Genomic DNA, 16783 nt, shown 5'->3' with positions numbered 1-16783 from the left:
TACATTTAAGAGAAATGGGAAAGCCGACTTTGATTATTCACTATCTTTGGAATAGATGAAATGGACCCTTCAAATAGCATTTTCCGTGATTTTTCTCAGTCACACTAACGCATTATTTGCCCAATCATTTCACAACATGACACTTTTGGATCACTGGCACCAGGACAGCCTGATCTCCAATTCTTCCAAAGTCCGTTATTCCGATTGCTTCGGTTTTACCCAAAACGGCGGTGAATATGCCGTAATCGGCTCTACGGAAGGAACCCATGTTTTCCTTGTAAACGACCAGGACCAGCTTATTCCTAAAGGATTTATCAAAGGACGCTATTCCAGTACCTTTGTCCAGCACCGGGAATATGCCGTATTCAAAAACTACCTCTATGCCGTTTGCGACGAAGGTGTGAGCAGTCTGCAAATCATCGATCTCCAATACCTTCCCGATTCCATTCATCTGGCCAAGGAAGACACCGTACAATTCGGGCGCGTCCACAATATTTTCATCGATACGGTCCAGGAAAAATTCTATTCCTGCATTCACCGAAGCACCGTCAACACTCAGGCGATCGACGCTCCACTGAAAATCTTTTCATTGACCGATCCGTTGAACTTACAGGAACTTTGGAGTGGTCCGGGAGATGTGCTTGAAGTGCATGATATTTACGTCAGAAACGGAGTCGCACTGATGAATTGCGGGTACGACGGGCTGAGAGTTTACAATTTCACGAACACCAATGCTCCTTTATACCTGGATTCGAAAAACATTTACACCGACCAGGGATACAATCATCAAGGCTGGCTCACTCCCGACGGAACACGTTATCTTTTCGCGGATGAAACAAATGGAAAGCGCGTGAAAAACTGCAGTTTCAACGGTTCTTTAGTGACGATCAACAATTATTTCGGGACGAATTACGAGAACGGATCTGTTCCGCACAATATCAAGGCGACCAATGAGTTCGCTTTTGTGGCTTATTACAACGAAGGAATCCGAGTTTTTGACCTGCGCTATACTGTTCCGCTGGAAGTAGCCCATTACGACACCTATCCGGATGACAATCCCTACAAAATGAACGGGAACTGGGGAATTTTTGCCGATCTTCCCTCCGAAAGATTGTTGGTTTCCGACAGGCAATACGGTTTGTTCCTGTTGCACTTCGACCGGGAGAAAATGCTCAAATCCTTTCCTCTGAACAATGAAACGGACTTGTTTCCCAACCCGGTTTCCAGTTCCGAATCCATTTTCATGACCATTCCCATTGAAACCGTAAAAACCGAATGGAGCATATACGATTTGAACGGCAAACAAGTCTCAGGCGGCACCAGCGAACATTTCAATTACGCGGAAGTTCCGGTGAATTTTTCTGCAGGAACTTACCAAATGAGAATTCACCTGTATGATGATGCCGGAAGGTCGCAAGAGATTATTCGAAAAATAGTAGTTATTTAGTATGAACCAAAATCCGATAAAATGAATCTAAAACACGCAATTATTCCCGCTTTGTCCATAGCACTTTTTGTAGTAGGCGCTTGCGGAAGCCCGGCAAAAAAAGATTATTCGAAAGAAGTAGACGAAGGTACTTTCGACGGAAATAAATACACGAGCCAGGCATTGGGCTGGACGATGGAATTCCCGGATAATTGGATCATTACCACTAAATCCAGTTTGGAATCCCTGGACGAGCGAAGTAAAGAGTCGGTGAACGACACCACTTCAAACATGTCGGGAATTAAACGAACACTGGCTTTCCAAAAGAATTTCGACAACAATTTCCAATCCAGCTGGGAAGCGTTTTCAGGAGATGAAGCTGCATACAAACGCATTATTGCTGCGAATCACGTCAGGATTTACACCAACTACCTGGAACGCAACATGTATACGGATACCATACCCGGGAAACTAACGGTTAGCGGCGTAACATTCGACACGTATGAAGTTTCTTTGAACAACCGCGAAGCAAAAGTTTTCGCTACACAGCTTTTAATGAATGCCTTGGTGAAAGGAAAGTTTATGACTGTTACGATTTCGTATAACAACGAAGCAGACAAGCAAAAAATGCTGGGTTTATTTAAGAAGTCAACGTTTAAGTAACGGTATCGATTTTTCCCTCTTTGGGGGAGGAGGGACTAAGTTCTGAAGACTCTGACGAGTATCAGACTCCGTCAGAGGAAGTGGGAAGAGATATTGTTCGATGAAACCAAATCCACCACCCCTCTTGATCTCCCCTCAAGGGGAGAAACAGGTTAATCCTCATTCAAATCTTCTAATGCTTCATAAATCAAATCGTTCTCAAAGCCTTTTGATTGCACATACCGAAGGAGTTTTGCCTTCTTTTTCCAGGGATCTTTCTCATTTGAGAGATCCTTTTGTTTTTTGGCGATTTCGTGTTTCAGGATTTCGAAATATTCGTCCGGGTCAATGGTTTTAAACGCCAGTTGAATAATCTTTTCCGGGATTTGCTTCAGCTTTAATCCCTGTTTGATTTTGATCCGTCCCCAATGCTTGATACGAAGCTTCCCGGAAACGTAGGATTCCGCAAAACGGCCTTCGTCCAGGTATTTGTTTTCAATCAGATAAGCTGTTAACTGATCGACCTGTTCAGCACTTTGTCCCCAGGAAAAGAGTTTGTTTCTGACCTCGAAATGAGACCTGTCCTGGTAAGCACAATAGGATTCGATCTTGTGCTTAGCTTCCAGAAACGAAAAATTGCTCCCCATCAGAGAGCAATTTCGTTATTATCTTTATCCAGGAAATTGTATTCCAGTAAGTGATAGGCGGTTACTCCGCGCACATCTACCCATTTTTTGTATTTCAGGAACCATTTCCATTGTTTCGAGATGAATCCTTTCTTGAAATAAGCTTCTAAGTACGGGTGAACCATCAAAGTCACTTTCTTTTCCTTTTTATCTCCCAACAGGAAATTCAGATTCATTTCAATTTCTTCGGCAAACAAGATCGATGCCTGTACTTCACCTGTTCCGTTGCAGGTAGGGCATGTTTCAGACGTATTGATATCTGTCTCAGGCCTTACACGCTGGCGGGTAATTTCCACAACACCAAATTTGGACGGAGGAAGAATGTTATGCTTTGCTCTATCGGAACGCATAAATTCCTTCAGTTTCTCGAACAAATCCTTGTTGTTTTCCTTATCGTGCATATCAATGAAATCGATACAAACGATTCCACCCATATCGCGCAATTGAAGTAAACGGGCAATTTCTTCTGCTGCTTCAATGTTTGTAGCCAGCGCATTGGATTCCTGTCCGTCGGCACCTTTACGGTTTCCGCTGTTCACGTCGATCACGTGCATGGCTTCCGTGTGCTCGATAATCAGGTAACCTCCGGAAGGAAGCGGCACTTTTTTACCGAACATGGTCTTAATTTGCTTATTGATACCGAAACGCTCAAAAATATTGAGTTTTCCGTCATACAATTTCAGGATTTTCTCACGACCAGGGGCAATTCCGCTGATGTATCCTTTCAATTCCGACATGAGCTTTTCGTCGCTCACGTGGATATTGGAGAAATCAGCATTCAGTAAGTCACGAAGAATGGATGAAGTTTTGTCAATTTCACCTAAAACGCGACGAGGTGGAGTTGCCTGCTTTAAGTTTGCATGCATGTTCTTCCACTTCTCCATCAGGTTTCTAAGGTCCTGGTCGATTGCTTCCACTTTCTTGTTTTCAGCAACCGTACGGATGATCACACCAAAGTTCTTCGGTTTGATATCGTCCATCAAATGACGCAAACGGTCACGCTCTTCCTGACTCTTAATTTTTTGGGAGATGGAAACTTTTTCCGAAAACGGCACTAACACCAAATAGCGCCCTGCAAGTGTCAATTCTGCACTTAAACGAGGTCCTTTGCTGGATATAGGCTCTTTTGCAACCTGAACCAATATGGGTGATGAAGTGGATACAATCTCGGTAATCTTTCCGTCTTTTGGAATGTCTTTTTCCGCTTTAAAATAAAGCAAATCAGCAACATTCTGCTTCCCTTGCAGGGTATCTTTGGTAAATTTATTCAAAGATTGGAATTGTGGCCCCAGATCGAGGTAATGCAAAAACGCATCTTTCTCGTATCCGACATCCACAAAAGCCGCATTCAGACTGGGAACCACCTTTCTGACTTTCCCCAGGTAAATATCACCTACGGCAAAATCGGTACTTCCCTGCTCCTGATGCAGTTCAATCAATTTCCCATCGCGCAAGAGAGCAAGCCATACTCCACCATCACGGGTGTCTACAACTAGTTCTAAACTCACGAACGTATAATTAGAAAGTAACTAAAATAGAAAAACTTAGTAAGCAAAACCACTTACTAAGCTCTTCCAACTATCTTAAGAAGATTCTTATTTCTTCTTTTTATGACGATTTTTTCTTAGTCTTTTCTTACGCTTGTGCGTCGCCATTTTATGTCTTTTTCTTTTTTTACCGCTTGGCATAGCAATATTATTTTATGGTTATTAATTCAATTATTTCAATTTCAATTTCAATAGCTTTTAAAAAAAGCACTCCTGCGTCAAACAGGAGTGCAAAGATATTAAAATAAGTTTTCCTACAACTAGTTGCAGCAAAAAAGATGGAATTATTTCACAATCACCTTATTCTTCACCTCTTCAACAAACGTTTTAGCCGGTTTGAATGAAGGGATATTATGAGCCGGGATAATAATCGTTGTGTTTTTTGAAATATTGCGCCCTGTCTTCTCTGCTCTCTCTTTCACAATGAAGCTACCAAAACCTCTTAAATAAACGTTCTGACCTTTAGTCAAAGAAGTTTTAATAGAAGTCATAAAAGCTTCAACAGCTTTCTGTGCTTCATTTCTTTCCAATCCTGTTTCCTCTGCAATCTCAGCAACGATATCTGCCTTTGTCATCTTATTATAAATTAAAGTTTTTCAACAATGTGATTTTCAGGTGCAAAAGTAGTCAGCTTAAACGTTTATTTTTGCTTTATTTTTAAAAAACTTCAATTTTTTCCCTAAATGGCTGATTTTGTTCTACTAATAAGCGATTGGTACAGACTAAATGCTCGCGAACTCCCATGGAGAAGCACGAAAAACCCGTATTTTATCTGGTTATCGGAGGTCATTTTACAACAAACAAGGGTTGATCAGGGAATGAATTATTACCTGAAATTTATCGAAAATTACCCCGTTTTGAACCAACTTGCAGACGCAGATGAAGCATCCGTTCTAAAACTTTGGCAAGGATTGGGGTACTATTCAAGAGCACGGAATTTACATAAAACGGCTCAGCAGGTCCGGGATGAATACGGCGGCGAATTCCCGAAAACGTATGCAGAGATTATTCAATTAAAAGGAATCGGTCCGTATACTGCGGCGGCTATTTCTTCTTTTGCTTTCGATTTGCCCCATGCTGTTGTAGACGGGAATGTTTACCGGGTACTTAGCCGTTATTTCGGTATTGATGAGCCGATTGATTCGACTCAAGGGAAGAAAACCTTCCAGAAACTGGCCGATTCGCTGATCCCGGAATCCGATCCGGCTCTTTTCAACCAGGCAATCATGGAATTCGGGGCTATTCAATGTACGCCCAATAACCCGGATTGTAATTCCTGTGTACTGAACCAAAGCTGTGCAAGTGCCTTTGATACGGAACTCATCAAAAAACTCCCGGTAAAGAAGGGAAAAACAAAAGTGAGAAAACGTTATTTCCATTACCTGCATATTGAAAAGGAAGGTGAAATTGCACTGGACCAGCGAACCGGAAAAGACGTTTGGGAGAAATTATACGAATTCCCGCTTATTGAAAGCGACAACGAAAACATTCCAACGGAATTCAAAGACTCGGCAAACCTTTGCTACCAAACCAAACACATTTTGAGCCATCAGCATATTTATGCGTTCTTCTATAAAACAGAACTATCCGAAATCAATGGATTGGAGTTCCATTTCGTTGAAAAAAGCCAGCTGGAGGATTATCCGATTCACCGGTTGATGGAGAAATATTTGGAGTCTAACGACTAATTGAAAATGGACAATGGAAAATTGAAAAGTAAACTGAATCCATCTTTTTAAATTCTCAATTTTACATTTTCAATTCATTTAAGAATTCGTATTTTTATATTTATCAAAGATTTGAAGTATGTCAGGCAGCGTAAACAAAGTAATTTTAATTGGAAACCTGGGAAAAGACCCGGAAGTGAGACGTTTGGAAAACGGAGCGGTGGTGGCAAGTTTCCCCATTGCAACGTCTGAAACTTACGTTGACAGAACAACCGGTGAGCGCAGGGATAATACCGATTGGCATAACATTGTTGTCTGGAGAGGCCTGGCGGAAGTCGTTGAGAAATACGTGCGCAAAGGCATCAAAGTATATATCGAAGGAAAACTGAAAACACGTTCCTGGACAGATCAAACGGGTGCAACACGTTATACCACGGAAGTCGTGGCTGACGAATTGACCATTCTGACTCCAAGAAATGAGCAGGATAACCGTTCAATGGGATCGAACACTCCGCCGTATCCTACGGAAGAGCCTCAAAATCCAAGTCCGATGAATTTGGATATCAGTCCTAATGATGATTTACCGTTCTAAACATGGACAGCATATCCGGATTATCTTCAGATAGTATTCCCGTCAGTATTCACGCGGGATTTAATTTCTCTGATCACATTGCCTCACTGATCATCATTTTCATTTTAATTGCCTGTTCTGCATTGATTTCGGCATCAGAAGTTGCTTTTTTTGCTTTGGGGCCTGCAGAAAAAAAGGATCTGGAAGAAGATCAGTCCAGGAGTTCGCAGGCCATTTTAAAACTGCTTTCAAAACCGAAGGATTTACTGGCTACCATCCTGATTACAAACAACTTTATAAACGTTTGCATCATCATCCTTTCAACGGAAGTGATCGATCAGTTTTTCCCCAATTCAGACGAACCGAATACCCTTCGTTTCCTGATTGAAGTAGTTGGAATTACGACATTTCTTTTATTACTAGGAGAAGTTGCACCGAAACTTTACGCTTCACGGAATACCTTATCCACAGCCCGTTTCATGGCAAATCCCATTACGTTCATCAACATTTTGCCTCCTTTCTCCTGGTTGCGCTGGCTGTTGGTCAACGGAACAAATCTGATCAATCGCCGGGCTAAAAAAAGAGGCATCAATTTATCGACCGATGACCTGGAACATGCTTTGGCCCTGACAAAAGAAGATTTAGACAACGAAGATGAACACCGGATCCTGGAAGGAATCATCAAATTCGGGAATACGGAAGTAAAACAAATCATGAAATCCCGGTTGGATATTGTAACCATTTCCAATGAAGCAAGTTTTCAGGAAGTATTGGATGTTGTGCTGGATGCCGGATATTCGCGGATTCCGATCCATGAAAGTACCTTCGACAATGTAACCGGAATATTGTATATCAAGGATTTGCTTCCTTTCATCAACAACGAATCGTTTGACTGGAAAACACTCCTGAGAAAACCTTATTTCATTCCTGAGAACAAGAAGATTGATGATTTGCTGAAAGAATTCCAGGATATGAAAATGCATATGGCCATCGTTGTGGACGAATACGGTGGTGCAAATGGACTGGTAACGCTGGAAGATGTACTGGAAGAGATTGTGGGCGACATTACGGACGAATTTGACGATGACGACCTCATTTACACGAAGATCGACGATTCCACTTATCTGTTCGAAGGAAGAACATCGTTGGTTGATTTCTACAAAGTACTGGAAATCGACGGAAAAGATTTCGACCAGATAAAGGGTGAATCCGACACAATCGGTGGATTTATTATCGAGCAGGCAGGCAGAATTCTGCGAAATAACGAATACATTCGCTGCGGAAACGTGAAGCTGGTAGTTGAAAGTTCCGACAAGCGAAGAATAAAAATGATTAAAACAATCCAGGAAGATGAATAAGATAATTGGTTCAGTATGTTTAATTCTCGCAGTTGCAGTGAGCAGTTGCGGAGACGACGATCTGTTGATCCCGAAACCACCGACTTATTTAAGAACCGATTTCCCCAAGCATGAATATGTGAAGGTGGATGACGCTTCCACCTACTCTTTTGAATTGTCAAAGTCTTATTTCGCGAAAACAGTTACTTACAAAGGAGAAGTGACCAATCACAAAGAAATTAACCTGGGACCTTTGAACGGGATTTTATACCTGAATTATTACCCGATCCCGAACCGCGATACCCTGGTGCGTTACATCAATTTATCAAACGACAAAGTCGACGAACACCAGATTAAAGCGACCGGAATCAAAGATCAGAACTTTGTTTTCCCGGACAAAAAAGTCTACGGGACACTTTTTGAATTTGAAGGAAATGTTGCAACGAATTACCAGTTCTACCTCACAGATTCGACTTCGCACTTTATCCGCGGGGAAGTTTTGATGAATTGCAGGCCGAATTACGATTCCCTGCGTCCGTCACTGAATTATCTGAAAGTAGATTTATTGCATTTGATCAACACACTGGAGTGGAAGAAATGACAGGCAGTAGGGACGAAAAATTTTTCAGCCCTACTGCCTAATTAATTGGTGTAGAATCTATAAGAATCCTTATTTTTATGGAAAACTATACTCTTTATGAAAAGAACTCTCCTACTATTTTCATTCCTGGTTTCGTGCTGGGGATTCTCCCAGGAATACTCCCGGGCAAAAATTCTCGCAGATTCCGACGGACTCCAAACATTAGCTGAACTTGGGATCGGTATTGATCACGGCGTTGTAAAGCGTGGAACTTTCTTTATTTCTGACTTCTCCAAAGATGAAATAAAGCGCATTCGTGATGCCGGCTTTACGGTAGAAATCCTTATTCCGGATGTAAAAGCTTATTACGTGAACCAAAATGCGGGACATGATCCGAATGCCCCTGCGACAGAAAAAAATGCTACTTGTCCGCAAACTTCCGGACCAGGTACCTTCACTCCGGCAGTTCCATCCAATTTCAACCTGGGAACCATGGGCGGATTTTACACTTACCAGGAATTCCTGGATGAGATCGACGCAATGGCAGCCCAATATCCGAACCTGATTTCTGCACGGGCACCTATCAGCACGTTTACAACTATTGAGAGCAGGCCAATTTACTGGATCCGTTTAAGTGACAACCCGAATTCCGATGAAGCGGAGCCGGAAGTGCTTTACACAGCTGTTCATCACGCACGGGAACCAAACTCCTTGTCTGAAGTCATTTTCTACATGTGGTACCTGCTTGAAAATTACAATACCAGCGCAGAGATCAAGTATTTGGTCGACAATACGGAAATGTATTTCGTTCCGATGGTCAACCCGGACGGATATATTTACAACGAAACAACAGATCCTGCGGGTGGCGGTATGTGGCGAAAAAACCGCCGGCACAATAGCGGCGGAAGTTATGGTGTGGATTTGAACCGCAATTATTCCTATGGTTGGGGAACAACCGGCACAACAACCACTCAAACAAACGAGACTTATTGCGGAACTGCTGCGTTTTCAGAACCTGAAACACAGGCTATGAAATGGTTTTGCGAAAACCGCGATTTTCAATATGCTTTCAACGCGCATACCTATGCAAACGATATCCTTCACCCGATTGGGACCACGACCGCGGAATTTGCAGTAGATCACAACTACTTCCAGGCATTTACACATCACATGGTTCAATATAACGGGTACGCGAATATCAAATCTTCAGCACTTTATCCTGCATCCGGGGATTCCGACGATTATATGTACAAAGTCGATACGATCGTGAAGCCAAAAATCTTCGCAATGACTCCGGAAGTAAGTAATACCACCGGCGGATTCTGGCCTGCCGCCAATCAGATTACCGGAATTTGCCAGGATATGGTATTTCCGAACCTCATCCTGTCGCACCTGACCCATCGTTATTTGGTGGTGGAAGATACCGATCCGGGAATGATCGCTGCAACAACGGGAAATTTCAATCACAGCGCTTATCGCCTGGGGCTTGAAAACGGACCTGTAACTGTCAGTATTACCCCGATTACCGGTATTCAGTCCGTGGGCTCTCCAAGTGTTCACGACCTGGCTATTATGGGAACTCAAAACAGCGGCATTTCCTATGTACTGAATCCAACTATCCAATTCGGAGATGAGATCAAATACGCCCTGAATACCGAATATGCAGGCTGGACAAAACACGACACGATCGTGAAGACGTTCGGAAGTATCACTTCCCAGTTCATTGACGAGGCAAACAGTGCTGTAAACTGGACGGGAAGTTGGGCTACAACCAATGCAACATATGTTTCTCCAAGCACTTCGTTTACCGATTCACCGGGAGCAGATTACGCGAATAACGTCACAAGAACTTACCAGTTCAACAATACGATTGATCTGACGCATGTGACGGAAGCAATGATCAAATTCTACGCAAAATGGGAAATTGAAACCGATTACGATTACTGTCAATTCCAGGTTTCCAATGACGGCGGAACAACCTGGATCGGTCAGTGCGGAAATTATACCGTTCCGGGAACCAGCGCAAACGGATCGGTTCAACCGAACAATCAGCCTGTTTATGAAGGAACGGAAGCGAATTGGGTATTGGAAGAAATCAACCTGAGTGATTATATCGGCGACAGTATCAAGGTGCGTTTTATCCTGAAATCGGACGGTGGAACGCGTGCAGACGGTTTCTACTTCGATGATTTTGAAGTGCTTTACAATATTGACTATACCGGTCTTGCAGAGAATGAAAAAGACTTATTCCATTTGGTTCCGAATCCGGCGAGTTCATATGCAAATATTGTGTTTGATCAGTCGGTTCAAAACGGAAAAATCGAAATTGTCAATACAAACGGAGAAACGGTTTCCACTTATTCTGTAGACGGACCGAAAGTTGAAATCCGTACGGATAAACTGTCAGTAGGTGTTTACTACGTGCGTTACTCGGGATCAGCAGCACAAAAATCTCCCGTGAAATTGGTAGTCATTCATTGAACAGAATGAGATCGTTTGCTAAAGCTATAGCGGTAGCGAAATGAAAACGAGCATGAGAGCAGAATCTGAAATAATCATAACATGAAGTGATTCGCGGCTCGATCAAACAATACACAATAAAAAAAGGCTTTCCATCCCGGAAGGCCTTTTTTTCACATTTATGCGATGAATGATTTTTATTGATCAATCCATTTATCATCTTTCATTTCACCAAGAATTACAACGTCTTTTGTGCGTGAATAATCCTCAGCTGCAAGAAGCATTTGCTCTCTAGTATCTCTTCTAATTCGTATACCTTGTGATCCTGAATTTCTCACTTCAATGTAAAAACCATCTCGCAATCTTGCTGGTTTTGTTGGAGGTCTACCCATTTGTTTGTGTTTTTCTTCGTCTAATATAGCAATACATTAAACGCTTCGTTTAAAATTATATTTTTTTAGGAATCCAATAAATCTGATTCCACTTTTTGTTTGTATAGGACTCCTTGTCTTTTAAACCTGTTCGACTGGATAATTCCAACAATGGAAAAAGCCACGATCATGGGCGTAAAAAAGAAAAAACCTATCCCAACTTCATCAAAACTGATACTCGACGGCGAGCTCAGCATGACTAAATCCCACAGCAAAAATAATGCCGATAAAGACAAGCCGATAATTGACAAAACTTTATTTGTAACCCGTTTAATTTTAATTAACCCGAGTAAGAATGTCGTGATAAAAAACAAGAAAAAGAATATGCTTATCAGGGCGCCTTCCTCCGTTTTTCCGGAACCGGAACTGTAATCGTAGTAGCCGTTGCTATAAGCCAAATAATCGTAGGATCTTGCATAACTGACCAAATCAATGTAGTAGAGTACAATGAAACTGAATAGTATGCTGAGAACCAAACTTGAAATGTAAAACGCTTTATTCAATCTCCAAATTTGCCGCGAATATATGACTTTATTTTGAGATTCCTAAAAAATAGGCTGATTATCAAAAAAATAGCCGGAGGTTATTGCTCACTTACCCGGTAAAAAGTACCGTTCTCATTCATTTCCATAGTAATCAAATTCCAGGAGACGAATAAGACCATTAAGCGGTCAACACGTGACTTGTCCAAATTCGACAAGCGGTAAATTTTGCTCAATGTGATTCCGGGATTCCCGGATATAATTGCCAGCAATTGTGTTTCCTCCTCTCCTATTTTCTCCGGTCTTTTCTGATCAAAACGTTCGTGTTTCCAGACATTCAACAGGATTTTATTCGCTAAAAGTGTGTGATCTTTTCTTCTGACGTAGGCTTTCCATTTTCCTTCTTCGTCTAAAGCCATTATAGGTCGCTGCGCACTTTTTTCAATGGAAATTTCCAGAACCAGCTTCATGTCTTCCTGCCACACGCGCGACTGATATTCCAGTTTGGGCTTGGAGTACATGTCCACTGCTGCTTCGATCATGTGAATTTCTTCCGTCGGATCAACTCCGGCAATTTTTCCGTTGTCTTTAACACCGATCAAAAGTCTTCCGCCGTCAGTGTTTGCAAAGGCAACCAGGGTTCTCGCAATCTTTTTGGAATCATCAATACGGAATTTGAAATCCTGTTGCTGGTGTTCGCCTTCTCTGATCAACTGTTTTACCGACTGCATCTCACAAAAATACTAAGAAACCGCAAATGAAATTTGGTAAATTTGCTAATTTGCCTGTTTGCCAAATGGCAAACCGAAGCTTTTCCGGGCGATTCAGCTATTCCAGATCTCCCAGGCTTTGTTTGCCTGCTCTTTCAGCATCGAAAAACCGTTCAGCGTAGCAGCTCCTTTCAAACGCGCTTCTCTCAAAAACTTCGTTTCTTCCGGATTATAGATTAAATCGATGCACAAATGTGAGTGTGTCAGGAATTCAAAGGGAAATGGAACCGATTCGTCCACATTCGGGAAAGTCCCTACCGGTGTGCAATTCACAATCACTTTACAAGCACGAAGCATGTGTTCATTGACTGCTTCGTAGGAAAATTCTTTTGCATTTTCCGGATGACGCGAAATCCAAAGAACGTCCAGCCCGATATTCTTCAAAACATAAGCAACAGCTTTCGAAGCACCGCCTGTTCCGAGGATGAGTGCGCGTTCATGTTCGTTCGTCAGAAAAGGCTTGATCATCTGGTGAAAACCAAAAGCGTCAGTATTGAATCCGGTTTTCTGACCATCTGCAGACAAGTGCACACAGTTCACCGCTCCGATGGCTTTCGCTTCTTCACTCAAGGAATCCAGGAAGGGAATAATTTGTTCTTTGTAGGGAATTGTAACCGAAAAACCTTTTAGGTCAGGAATACTAAAAACACGTTGAATCTCTTCAATCGCGGGCAATTCAAAATTCTCAAATGTATAATTCAATCCTTCTCTCCGGAATTTTTCTTCAAAATAGTTTTTTGAAAAAGAATGCCCCAGGGTTTTACCAACCAGTCCGAATTCAGGCATCTTTTTTACTGAATTTTGATTTCAGGAAGCTGATCAGCATCGGAAGAATAGAAACCAGGATGATCAATAAAACTACTTTTTCGTTGTTCTCTCTCACCCATTCGATTTCACCCAGGAAATATCCGGCAAGGGTCATGGAAGTAATCCAGAGCACTCCACCAATAATATCGTAGATCAGGAACGTGCGGTATTTCATTTTACCGATTCCCGCTGCAAATGGGGTAAATGTTCTGACAATCGGTACGAAACGTGCCATAATAATCGCCGCTACTCCTCTTTTTTCAAAGAATTGTTCTGTTTTGGTCAAATAAGATTGCTTAACGAACTGACGGCCTCTGATTTTCCATTCGAAAACCCCCAATCCGAGTTTACGACCAATCCAATAATTAACATTATCACCCAAAACAGCTGCAAAAGCAAGCGATCCAAGAATAAATGCCAAATCCAGTTTTCCGTTAGCGGCAAACATCCCGGCCATAAACAACAGGGAATCTCCCGGAAGAAAAGGCATGATAATCAATCCTGTTTCAATGAAGATCACCACAAAAAGAACCACGTAAATGGAGTCGCGATAATGATCGAACACCCAGTTGAAATCCAGGTGAAATAAGTGTTTGAATAACTCTATCATGCTTTAGTACATTTCATAATTCGGTTCGAATGTTTCAAACCAATTCGTAATTCCCCCCTCTAAAATAGCAATGTGCTTAAATCCATGAGCGCACTCCAGTAAGTTTGCCACAGATTCCGCTCTTCTACCGGTTTTACAAACAATGATGTAATAGCGGGACTTATCCATCGATTCTGCTACTTCAGGAATTTTATGCATGGGTATTTTGGTTCCCCCGATAGAACAGATTTCCACTTCCCAGGGTTCGCGGATATCAATCAGTTCTGCCTCATTATTCTGGATCAGCTGTTTACAAACTTCGGAGGTAATACGATTCATGCTTTTTTTGGGCAAAGATAATGGAAAGTATAAATTATCAATTCTATAATTATCAAGTAGTGAAATAACCTGATGATTGATAATTCCAGCCATTTATAATTTATTTCACTTGATCTTCACTGAAATCTCCATCTCGAAAAACGCTACGATATCTCCGTTCAGGTCTTTGGCAGTTACTTTTACCCAGTGATTTTGCCGTTCATTGGTTTGGATTGCTTTCAAAACCTGTTCACGCACAACCGCTCCTTCATTGCAGGTAAACAGCACATCCGTTTCTGCACGTTTCAAAAACTCCGCCTTCATTCCCTTAAACGCAAAGGACGGACGGACATTGAGTTCATCGCAAAAATAAAAGGCATGCAATCCGGCGGTTACATCCGCACCTACAGCCAATACTCCGAAATACATGCTTTTCAAATGGTTCTTTGTACGTCTTCTCAGCTTGATCCTTACAACCACGTCGTTATCGTTTATTTCCACTAAGCGGGGACGCACGTAGCCAATCATCGGGATTTTGAAAATGCCCATCAGACGGAGCATCATCGAATATTTCTTCAAATTCGGACTCATGGCTTCGTAAGGGATTCGATGATTTCTTTTACCGGACGGATTGATTTTACATGTTCAATACTTGGCCCGGCACACCAAACGGTTTTGTAAGTAGCACTGAAAGCGGCTTTCTCCAGGGATTTCATTCCCCGGTAAAAAGTGAGCGCTTTCACCCATTTTTTCAAACGCTTGTTTTTATTTAAAATGCGCTCCAGCCAGGATTGTTCCGTTCCGATTTCTTTTACATAGGGCGTATTAATGACTGTGCAGGGAGTGCCTGAAAGTTTTGAAGTCATCACGATATCTTTTGCTCCGTAATCGACACATGCCTGCTTGTATTCCTGGGAAACACCTGCTTCATTCGAAGCAATGAAAACAGAACCGATGGAAAATCCATCCGCTCCGGCAGCGATTAATTCGTCCATTTCTTTTTTTGTACCGACACCTCCTGCAGAGATCACCGGAATGGAAATTGCTTCTTTGATACTTTTGATTAAGGTCGGTGCATCTATTCGTCCGGCGTGTCCTCCTGCCCGGTTGTTAACTGCAATCACCGCATCTGCTCCCAGGGATTCCACTTTCTGTGCATAAGCTACATCCGTAACATCGCAAAAAACTTTGATTCCTTTTCCATGAGCGGCATCAATGACTTTTTTCGGAGAACCTAAAGAAGTGATAAAAAAATCGACCCCTTCTTCCACGCAAATTTTCAATTGCTCTTCCATGTAAATATTGGAAGCATTCACAATCAGGTTAATCCCTATCGGACCTTTTGCCTTTGCTTTCATGCGCTTCAAACCTTCCCGCAAAAGCTCTGTAGACCGGTAATTCAATGCGGGAATGGCAGCAGCAATTCCATTTTCAGTTCCTGCAAGGATCATTTCCTCATTCGAAACCAAAAACATGGGAGCCATAATGATCGGATGTTCGATATTCAATAAGTTGCTCAAAGCCAATTTTTCCATTTTCAACAGATTACATTCAAATATACAAATAATTATGCACGCATACTATGTTAATTATCAATTATGAATTCGGGGAATTATCAAGTCAAAGAATTTCTTGATAATGGAGTCCTTGATAATTGAATCCTTGATAATTGAATCCTTGATAATTGATAATTAAAAAAGCCTCCCGGATTTCTCCGAAAGGCTCTCAGTGTTTTCTAATGCTTTTTTATTACATCCCGAAACCGAATTTGATTCCCGTTGCGGCGTTTAAACGGATCCCTGTATCTGTTGATGAAGACCATTTGCTTTGAACATATCCCTGATCATCGACGTAATTATCCAGGTATTGCTCTTTGATGGTAAAGGTTCCCAAACCTACTCCGAAGTACATGTCAATACTGAAATTTCCATCACCGGGCCAAAACTGCAATCCCATATTGAAACGGAAAATCGCCTGGCTCAAACTGGAACGTGCATCATCCAGCACCCCATTGATGTCTTCAGTGGTGTAATTGTATTGCCTGTATTTAAGTACCGGAGACAGGTAAAGACCTTTCAATTGGTTATCGTCAGACATCGGATAGAATCTTGGTGCAAGAGATACGTGAAAACCAATAGCTGCTTCAGCATCCGTACTGATCGGGTCAAAATCCCAGAAATCCGATCGCCACAAACGCTGGTTCCCGAAATTCAAACCGAATTGGGAGATGGTAGGTCCAACCTCCAGTTCCAAACTGAATTTCCGTGCAATACGCTGCTCATAGCTGAAATTAAACTCACCCGCAACCAATTGGGTCGGGCAGAATTTAAGTACGAAGTTTTTACCTTCTGATCGATCTGTCTCTTCTTCCTGTGAATAGGCTCCGAATGAAACTGCTGTAAGGATAATAATTCCAAGAAGTTTTTTCATATACTTAATTTAGATACACCAAATTAGGGATTTTTTTTCA

19 protein-coding genes are annotated in these 16783 nt (G+C 41.9%); 8 read left to right on the top strand and 11 right to left on the bottom strand.

Annotated elements, in window-relative coordinates; genetic code table 11:
* Nucleotides 1–136: 136 nt before the first annotated feature.
* On the top strand, nucleotides 137–1447 hold the full coding sequence (locus tag ABDW02_RS02915) for a choice-of-anchor B family protein (RefSeq protein WP_343631924.1): 1311 nt from the start codon (nucleotides 137–139) through the stop codon (nucleotides 1445–1447).
* Nucleotides 1448–1468: 21 nt separating this feature from the next.
* Nucleotides 1469–2089, top strand: a complete 621-nt coding sequence (locus ABDW02_RS02910; RefSeq protein WP_343631923.1) for a hypothetical protein — start codon at nucleotides 1469–1471, stop codon at nucleotides 2087–2089.
* Between the two features lie 152 nt (nucleotides 2090–2241).
* On the opposite strand, the gene ABDW02_RS02905 is transcribed toward ABDW02_RS02910, so the two are convergent.
* From ABDW02_RS02905 to ABDW02_RS02895, 3 genes are all read right to left on the bottom strand, one after another.
* The gene (locus tag ABDW02_RS02905) at nucleotides 2242–2715 is read right to left on the bottom strand and encodes a regulatory protein RecX (RefSeq protein WP_343631921.1); all 474 of its coding nucleotides are present in this window, start codon (nucleotides 2713–2715) and stop codon (nucleotides 2242–2244) included.
* The gene (locus tag ABDW02_RS02900) at nucleotides 2715–4262 is read right to left on the bottom strand and encodes an Rne/Rng family ribonuclease (RefSeq protein ID WP_343631919.1); all 1548 of its coding nucleotides are present in this window, start codon (nucleotides 4260–4262) and stop codon (nucleotides 2715–2717) included. The genes ABDW02_RS02905 and ABDW02_RS02900 overlap by 1 nt, the downstream gene beginning before the upstream one ends.
* A 323-nt stretch (nucleotides 4263–4585) precedes the next feature.
* The gene (locus ABDW02_RS02895; protein ID WP_124745023.1) at nucleotides 4586–4876 is read right to left on the bottom strand and encodes an HU family DNA-binding protein; all 291 of its coding nucleotides are present in this window, start codon (nucleotides 4874–4876) and stop codon (nucleotides 4586–4588) included.
* Nucleotides 4877–4984: 108 nt separating this feature from the next.
* Here ABDW02_RS02895 and mutY point away from each other — a divergent pair, with 108 nt between their 5' ends.
* The 5 genes from mutY to ABDW02_RS02870 all read left to right on the top strand — a co-directional run bounded on the left by mutY (nucleotide 4985) and on the right by ABDW02_RS02870 (nucleotide 10937).
* Nucleotides 4985–5989 carry an A/G-specific adenine glycosylase gene (gene mutY / locus ABDW02_RS02890; RefSeq protein ID WP_343631917.1) on the top strand — a complete coding sequence of 335 codons (1005 nt, stop codon included), beginning with the start codon at nucleotides 4985–4987 and terminating at the stop codon, nucleotides 5987–5989.
* A gap of 118 nt (nucleotides 5990–6107) precedes the next feature.
* Entirely contained in the window at nucleotides 6108–6560 is a 453-nt protein-coding gene (gene ssb / locus ABDW02_RS02885) for a single-stranded DNA-binding protein (protein ID WP_343631916.1), read from the top strand.
* A 2-nt stretch (nucleotides 6561–6562) separates the two neighbouring features.
* Entirely contained in the window at nucleotides 6563–7897 is a 1335-nt protein-coding gene (gldE, locus tag ABDW02_RS02880; RefSeq protein ID WP_343631914.1) for a gliding motility-associated protein GldE, read from the top strand.
* The gene (locus ABDW02_RS02875) at nucleotides 7890–8477 is read left to right on the top strand and encodes a hypothetical protein (protein ID WP_343631913.1); all 588 of its coding nucleotides are present in this window, start codon (nucleotides 7890–7892) and stop codon (nucleotides 8475–8477) included. The genes gldE and ABDW02_RS02875 overlap by 8 nt, the downstream gene beginning before the upstream one ends.
* 96 nt (nucleotides 8478–8573) lie before the next feature.
* Nucleotides 8574–10937 carry a M14 family zinc carboxypeptidase gene (locus tag ABDW02_RS02870; RefSeq protein WP_343631911.1) on the top strand — a complete coding sequence of 788 codons (2364 nt, stop codon included), beginning with the start codon at nucleotides 8574–8576 and terminating at the stop codon, nucleotides 10935–10937.
* 176 nt (nucleotides 10938–11113) lie between these two features.
* On the opposite strand, the gene ABDW02_RS02865 is transcribed toward ABDW02_RS02870, so the two are convergent.
* A complete protein-coding gene (locus tag ABDW02_RS02865; RefSeq protein WP_124745017.1) occupies nucleotides 11114–11308 on the bottom strand; it encodes a hypothetical protein in 195 nt (64 codons plus the stop codon).
* 150 nt (nucleotides 11309–11458) lie between these two features.
* On the opposite strand from ABDW02_RS02865, the gene ABDW02_RS02860 reads away from it, so the two are divergent.
* Nucleotides 11459–11719 (top strand): hypothetical protein, encoded by a 261-nt coding sequence (locus ABDW02_RS02860; protein ID WP_343631909.1) that lies wholly within the window; start codon nucleotides 11459–11461, stop codon nucleotides 11717–11719.
* A gap of 211 nt (nucleotides 11720–11930) precedes the next feature.
* Here the strand turns inward: ABDW02_RS02860 and ABDW02_RS02855 are convergent, their stop codons facing one another.
* From ABDW02_RS02855 to ABDW02_RS02825, 7 genes are all read right to left on the bottom strand, one after another.
* Nucleotides 11931–12560, bottom strand: a complete 630-nt coding sequence (locus tag ABDW02_RS02855) for an RNA-binding domain-containing protein (protein WP_343631907.1) — start codon at nucleotides 12558–12560, stop codon at nucleotides 11931–11933.
* A 93-nt stretch (nucleotides 12561–12653) separates the two neighbouring features.
* Nucleotides 12654–13385: a shikimate dehydrogenase gene (locus ABDW02_RS02850; protein ID WP_343631905.1), complete on the bottom strand. Its 732-nt coding sequence runs from the start codon at nucleotides 13383–13385 to the stop codon at nucleotides 12654–12656.
* Entirely contained in the window at nucleotides 13378–14016 is a 639-nt protein-coding gene (locus ABDW02_RS02845) for a VTT domain-containing protein (protein ID WP_343631903.1), read from the bottom strand. The genes ABDW02_RS02850 and ABDW02_RS02845 overlap by 8 nt, the downstream gene beginning before the upstream one ends.
* A gap of 3 nt (nucleotides 14017–14019) precedes the next feature.
* Nucleotides 14020–14334 (bottom strand): rhodanese-like domain-containing protein, encoded by a 315-nt coding sequence (locus ABDW02_RS02840; protein ID WP_343631901.1) that lies wholly within the window; start codon nucleotides 14332–14334, stop codon nucleotides 14020–14022.
* Between the two features lie 105 nt (nucleotides 14335–14439).
* The gene (locus tag ABDW02_RS02835) at nucleotides 14440–14877 is read right to left on the bottom strand and encodes a DUF4442 domain-containing protein (RefSeq protein ID WP_343631899.1); all 438 of its coding nucleotides are present in this window, start codon (nucleotides 14875–14877) and stop codon (nucleotides 14440–14442) included.
* 23 nt (nucleotides 14878–14900) lie between these two features.
* Nucleotides 14901–15848 (bottom strand): nitronate monooxygenase, encoded by a 948-nt coding sequence (locus ABDW02_RS02830; RefSeq protein WP_343631897.1) that lies wholly within the window; start codon nucleotides 15846–15848, stop codon nucleotides 14901–14903.
* 214 nt (nucleotides 15849–16062) lie between these two features.
* The gene (locus tag ABDW02_RS02825; RefSeq protein ID WP_343631895.1) at nucleotides 16063–16743 is read right to left on the bottom strand and encodes a hypothetical protein; all 681 of its coding nucleotides are present in this window, start codon (nucleotides 16741–16743) and stop codon (nucleotides 16063–16065) included.
* Nucleotides 16744–16783: the final 40 nt, after the last annotated feature.

Origin of the sequence: Fluviicola sp. (assembly GCF_039596395.1) — a bacterium.
In the GTDB taxonomy this organism is placed as follows: Bacteria; Bacteroidota; Bacteroidia; order Flavobacteriales_D; family Crocinitomicaceae; genus Fluviicola.
This window is presented reverse-complemented; position numbering and strand designations above follow the sequence as displayed.

Excerpts from the sequence above, each read along its gene's own strand:
- ABDW02_RS02850 (WP_343631905.1), bottom strand. The coding sequence starts at position 13,385 with ATGCCTGAATTCGGACTGGTTGGTAAAACCCTGGGGCATTCTTTTTCA.
- ABDW02_RS02855 (WP_343631907.1), bottom strand. The coding sequence starts at position 12,560 with ATGCAGTCGGTAAAACAGTTGATCAGAGAAGGCGAACACCAGCAACAG.
- mutY (WP_343631917.1), top strand. The coding sequence starts at position 4,985 with ATGGCTGATTTTGTTCTACTAATAAGCGATTGGTACAGACTAAATGCT.
- ABDW02_RS02825 (WP_343631895.1), bottom strand. The coding sequence starts at position 16,743 with ATGAAAAAACTTCTTGGAATTATTATCCTTACAGCAGTTTCATTCGGA.
- ABDW02_RS02840 (WP_343631901.1), bottom strand. The coding sequence starts at position 14,334 with ATGAATCGTATTACCTCCGAAGTTTGTAAACAGCTGATCCAGAATAAT.
- ABDW02_RS02910 (WP_343631923.1), top strand. The coding sequence starts at position 1,469 with ATGAATCTAAAACACGCAATTATTCCCGCTTTGTCCATAGCACTTTTT.
- ABDW02_RS02830 (WP_343631897.1), bottom strand. The coding sequence starts at position 15,848 with ATGGAAAAATTGGCTTTGAGCAACTTATTGAATATCGAACATCCGATC.
- ABDW02_RS02835 (WP_343631899.1), bottom strand. The coding sequence starts at position 14,877 with ATGATGCTCCGTCTGATGGGCATTTTCAAAATCCCGATGATTGGCTAC.
- ABDW02_RS02875 (WP_343631913.1), top strand. The coding sequence starts at position 7,890 with ATGAATAAGATAATTGGTTCAGTATGTTTAATTCTCGCAGTTGCAGTG.
- ABDW02_RS02895 (WP_124745023.1), bottom strand. The coding sequence starts at position 4,876 with ATGACAAAGGCAGATATCGTTGCTGAGATTGCAGAGGAAACAGGATTG.
- ssb (WP_343631916.1), top strand. The coding sequence starts at position 6,108 with ATGTCAGGCAGCGTAAACAAAGTAATTTTAATTGGAAACCTGGGAAAA.
- ABDW02_RS02865 (WP_124745017.1), bottom strand. The coding sequence starts at position 11,308 with ATGGGTAGACCTCCAACAAAACCAGCAAGATTGCGAGATGGTTTTTAC.
- ABDW02_RS02870 (WP_343631911.1), top strand. The coding sequence starts at position 8,574 with ATGAAAAGAACTCTCCTACTATTTTCATTCCTGGTTTCGTGCTGGGGA.
- ABDW02_RS02905 (WP_343631921.1), bottom strand. The coding sequence starts at position 2,715 with ATGGGGAGCAATTTTTCGTTTCTGGAAGCTAAGCACAAGATCGAATCC.
- ABDW02_RS02860 (WP_343631909.1), top strand. The coding sequence starts at position 11,459 with ATGGAAAAAGCCACGATCATGGGCGTAAAAAAGAAAAAACCTATCCCA.
- gldE (WP_343631914.1), top strand. The coding sequence starts at position 6,563 with ATGGACAGCATATCCGGATTATCTTCAGATAGTATTCCCGTCAGTATT.
- ABDW02_RS02845 (WP_343631903.1), bottom strand. The coding sequence starts at position 14,016 with ATGATAGAGTTATTCAAACACTTATTTCACCTGGATTTCAACTGGGTG.
- ABDW02_RS02915 (WP_343631924.1), top strand. The coding sequence starts at position 137 with ATGACACTTTTGGATCACTGGCACCAGGACAGCCTGATCTCCAATTCT.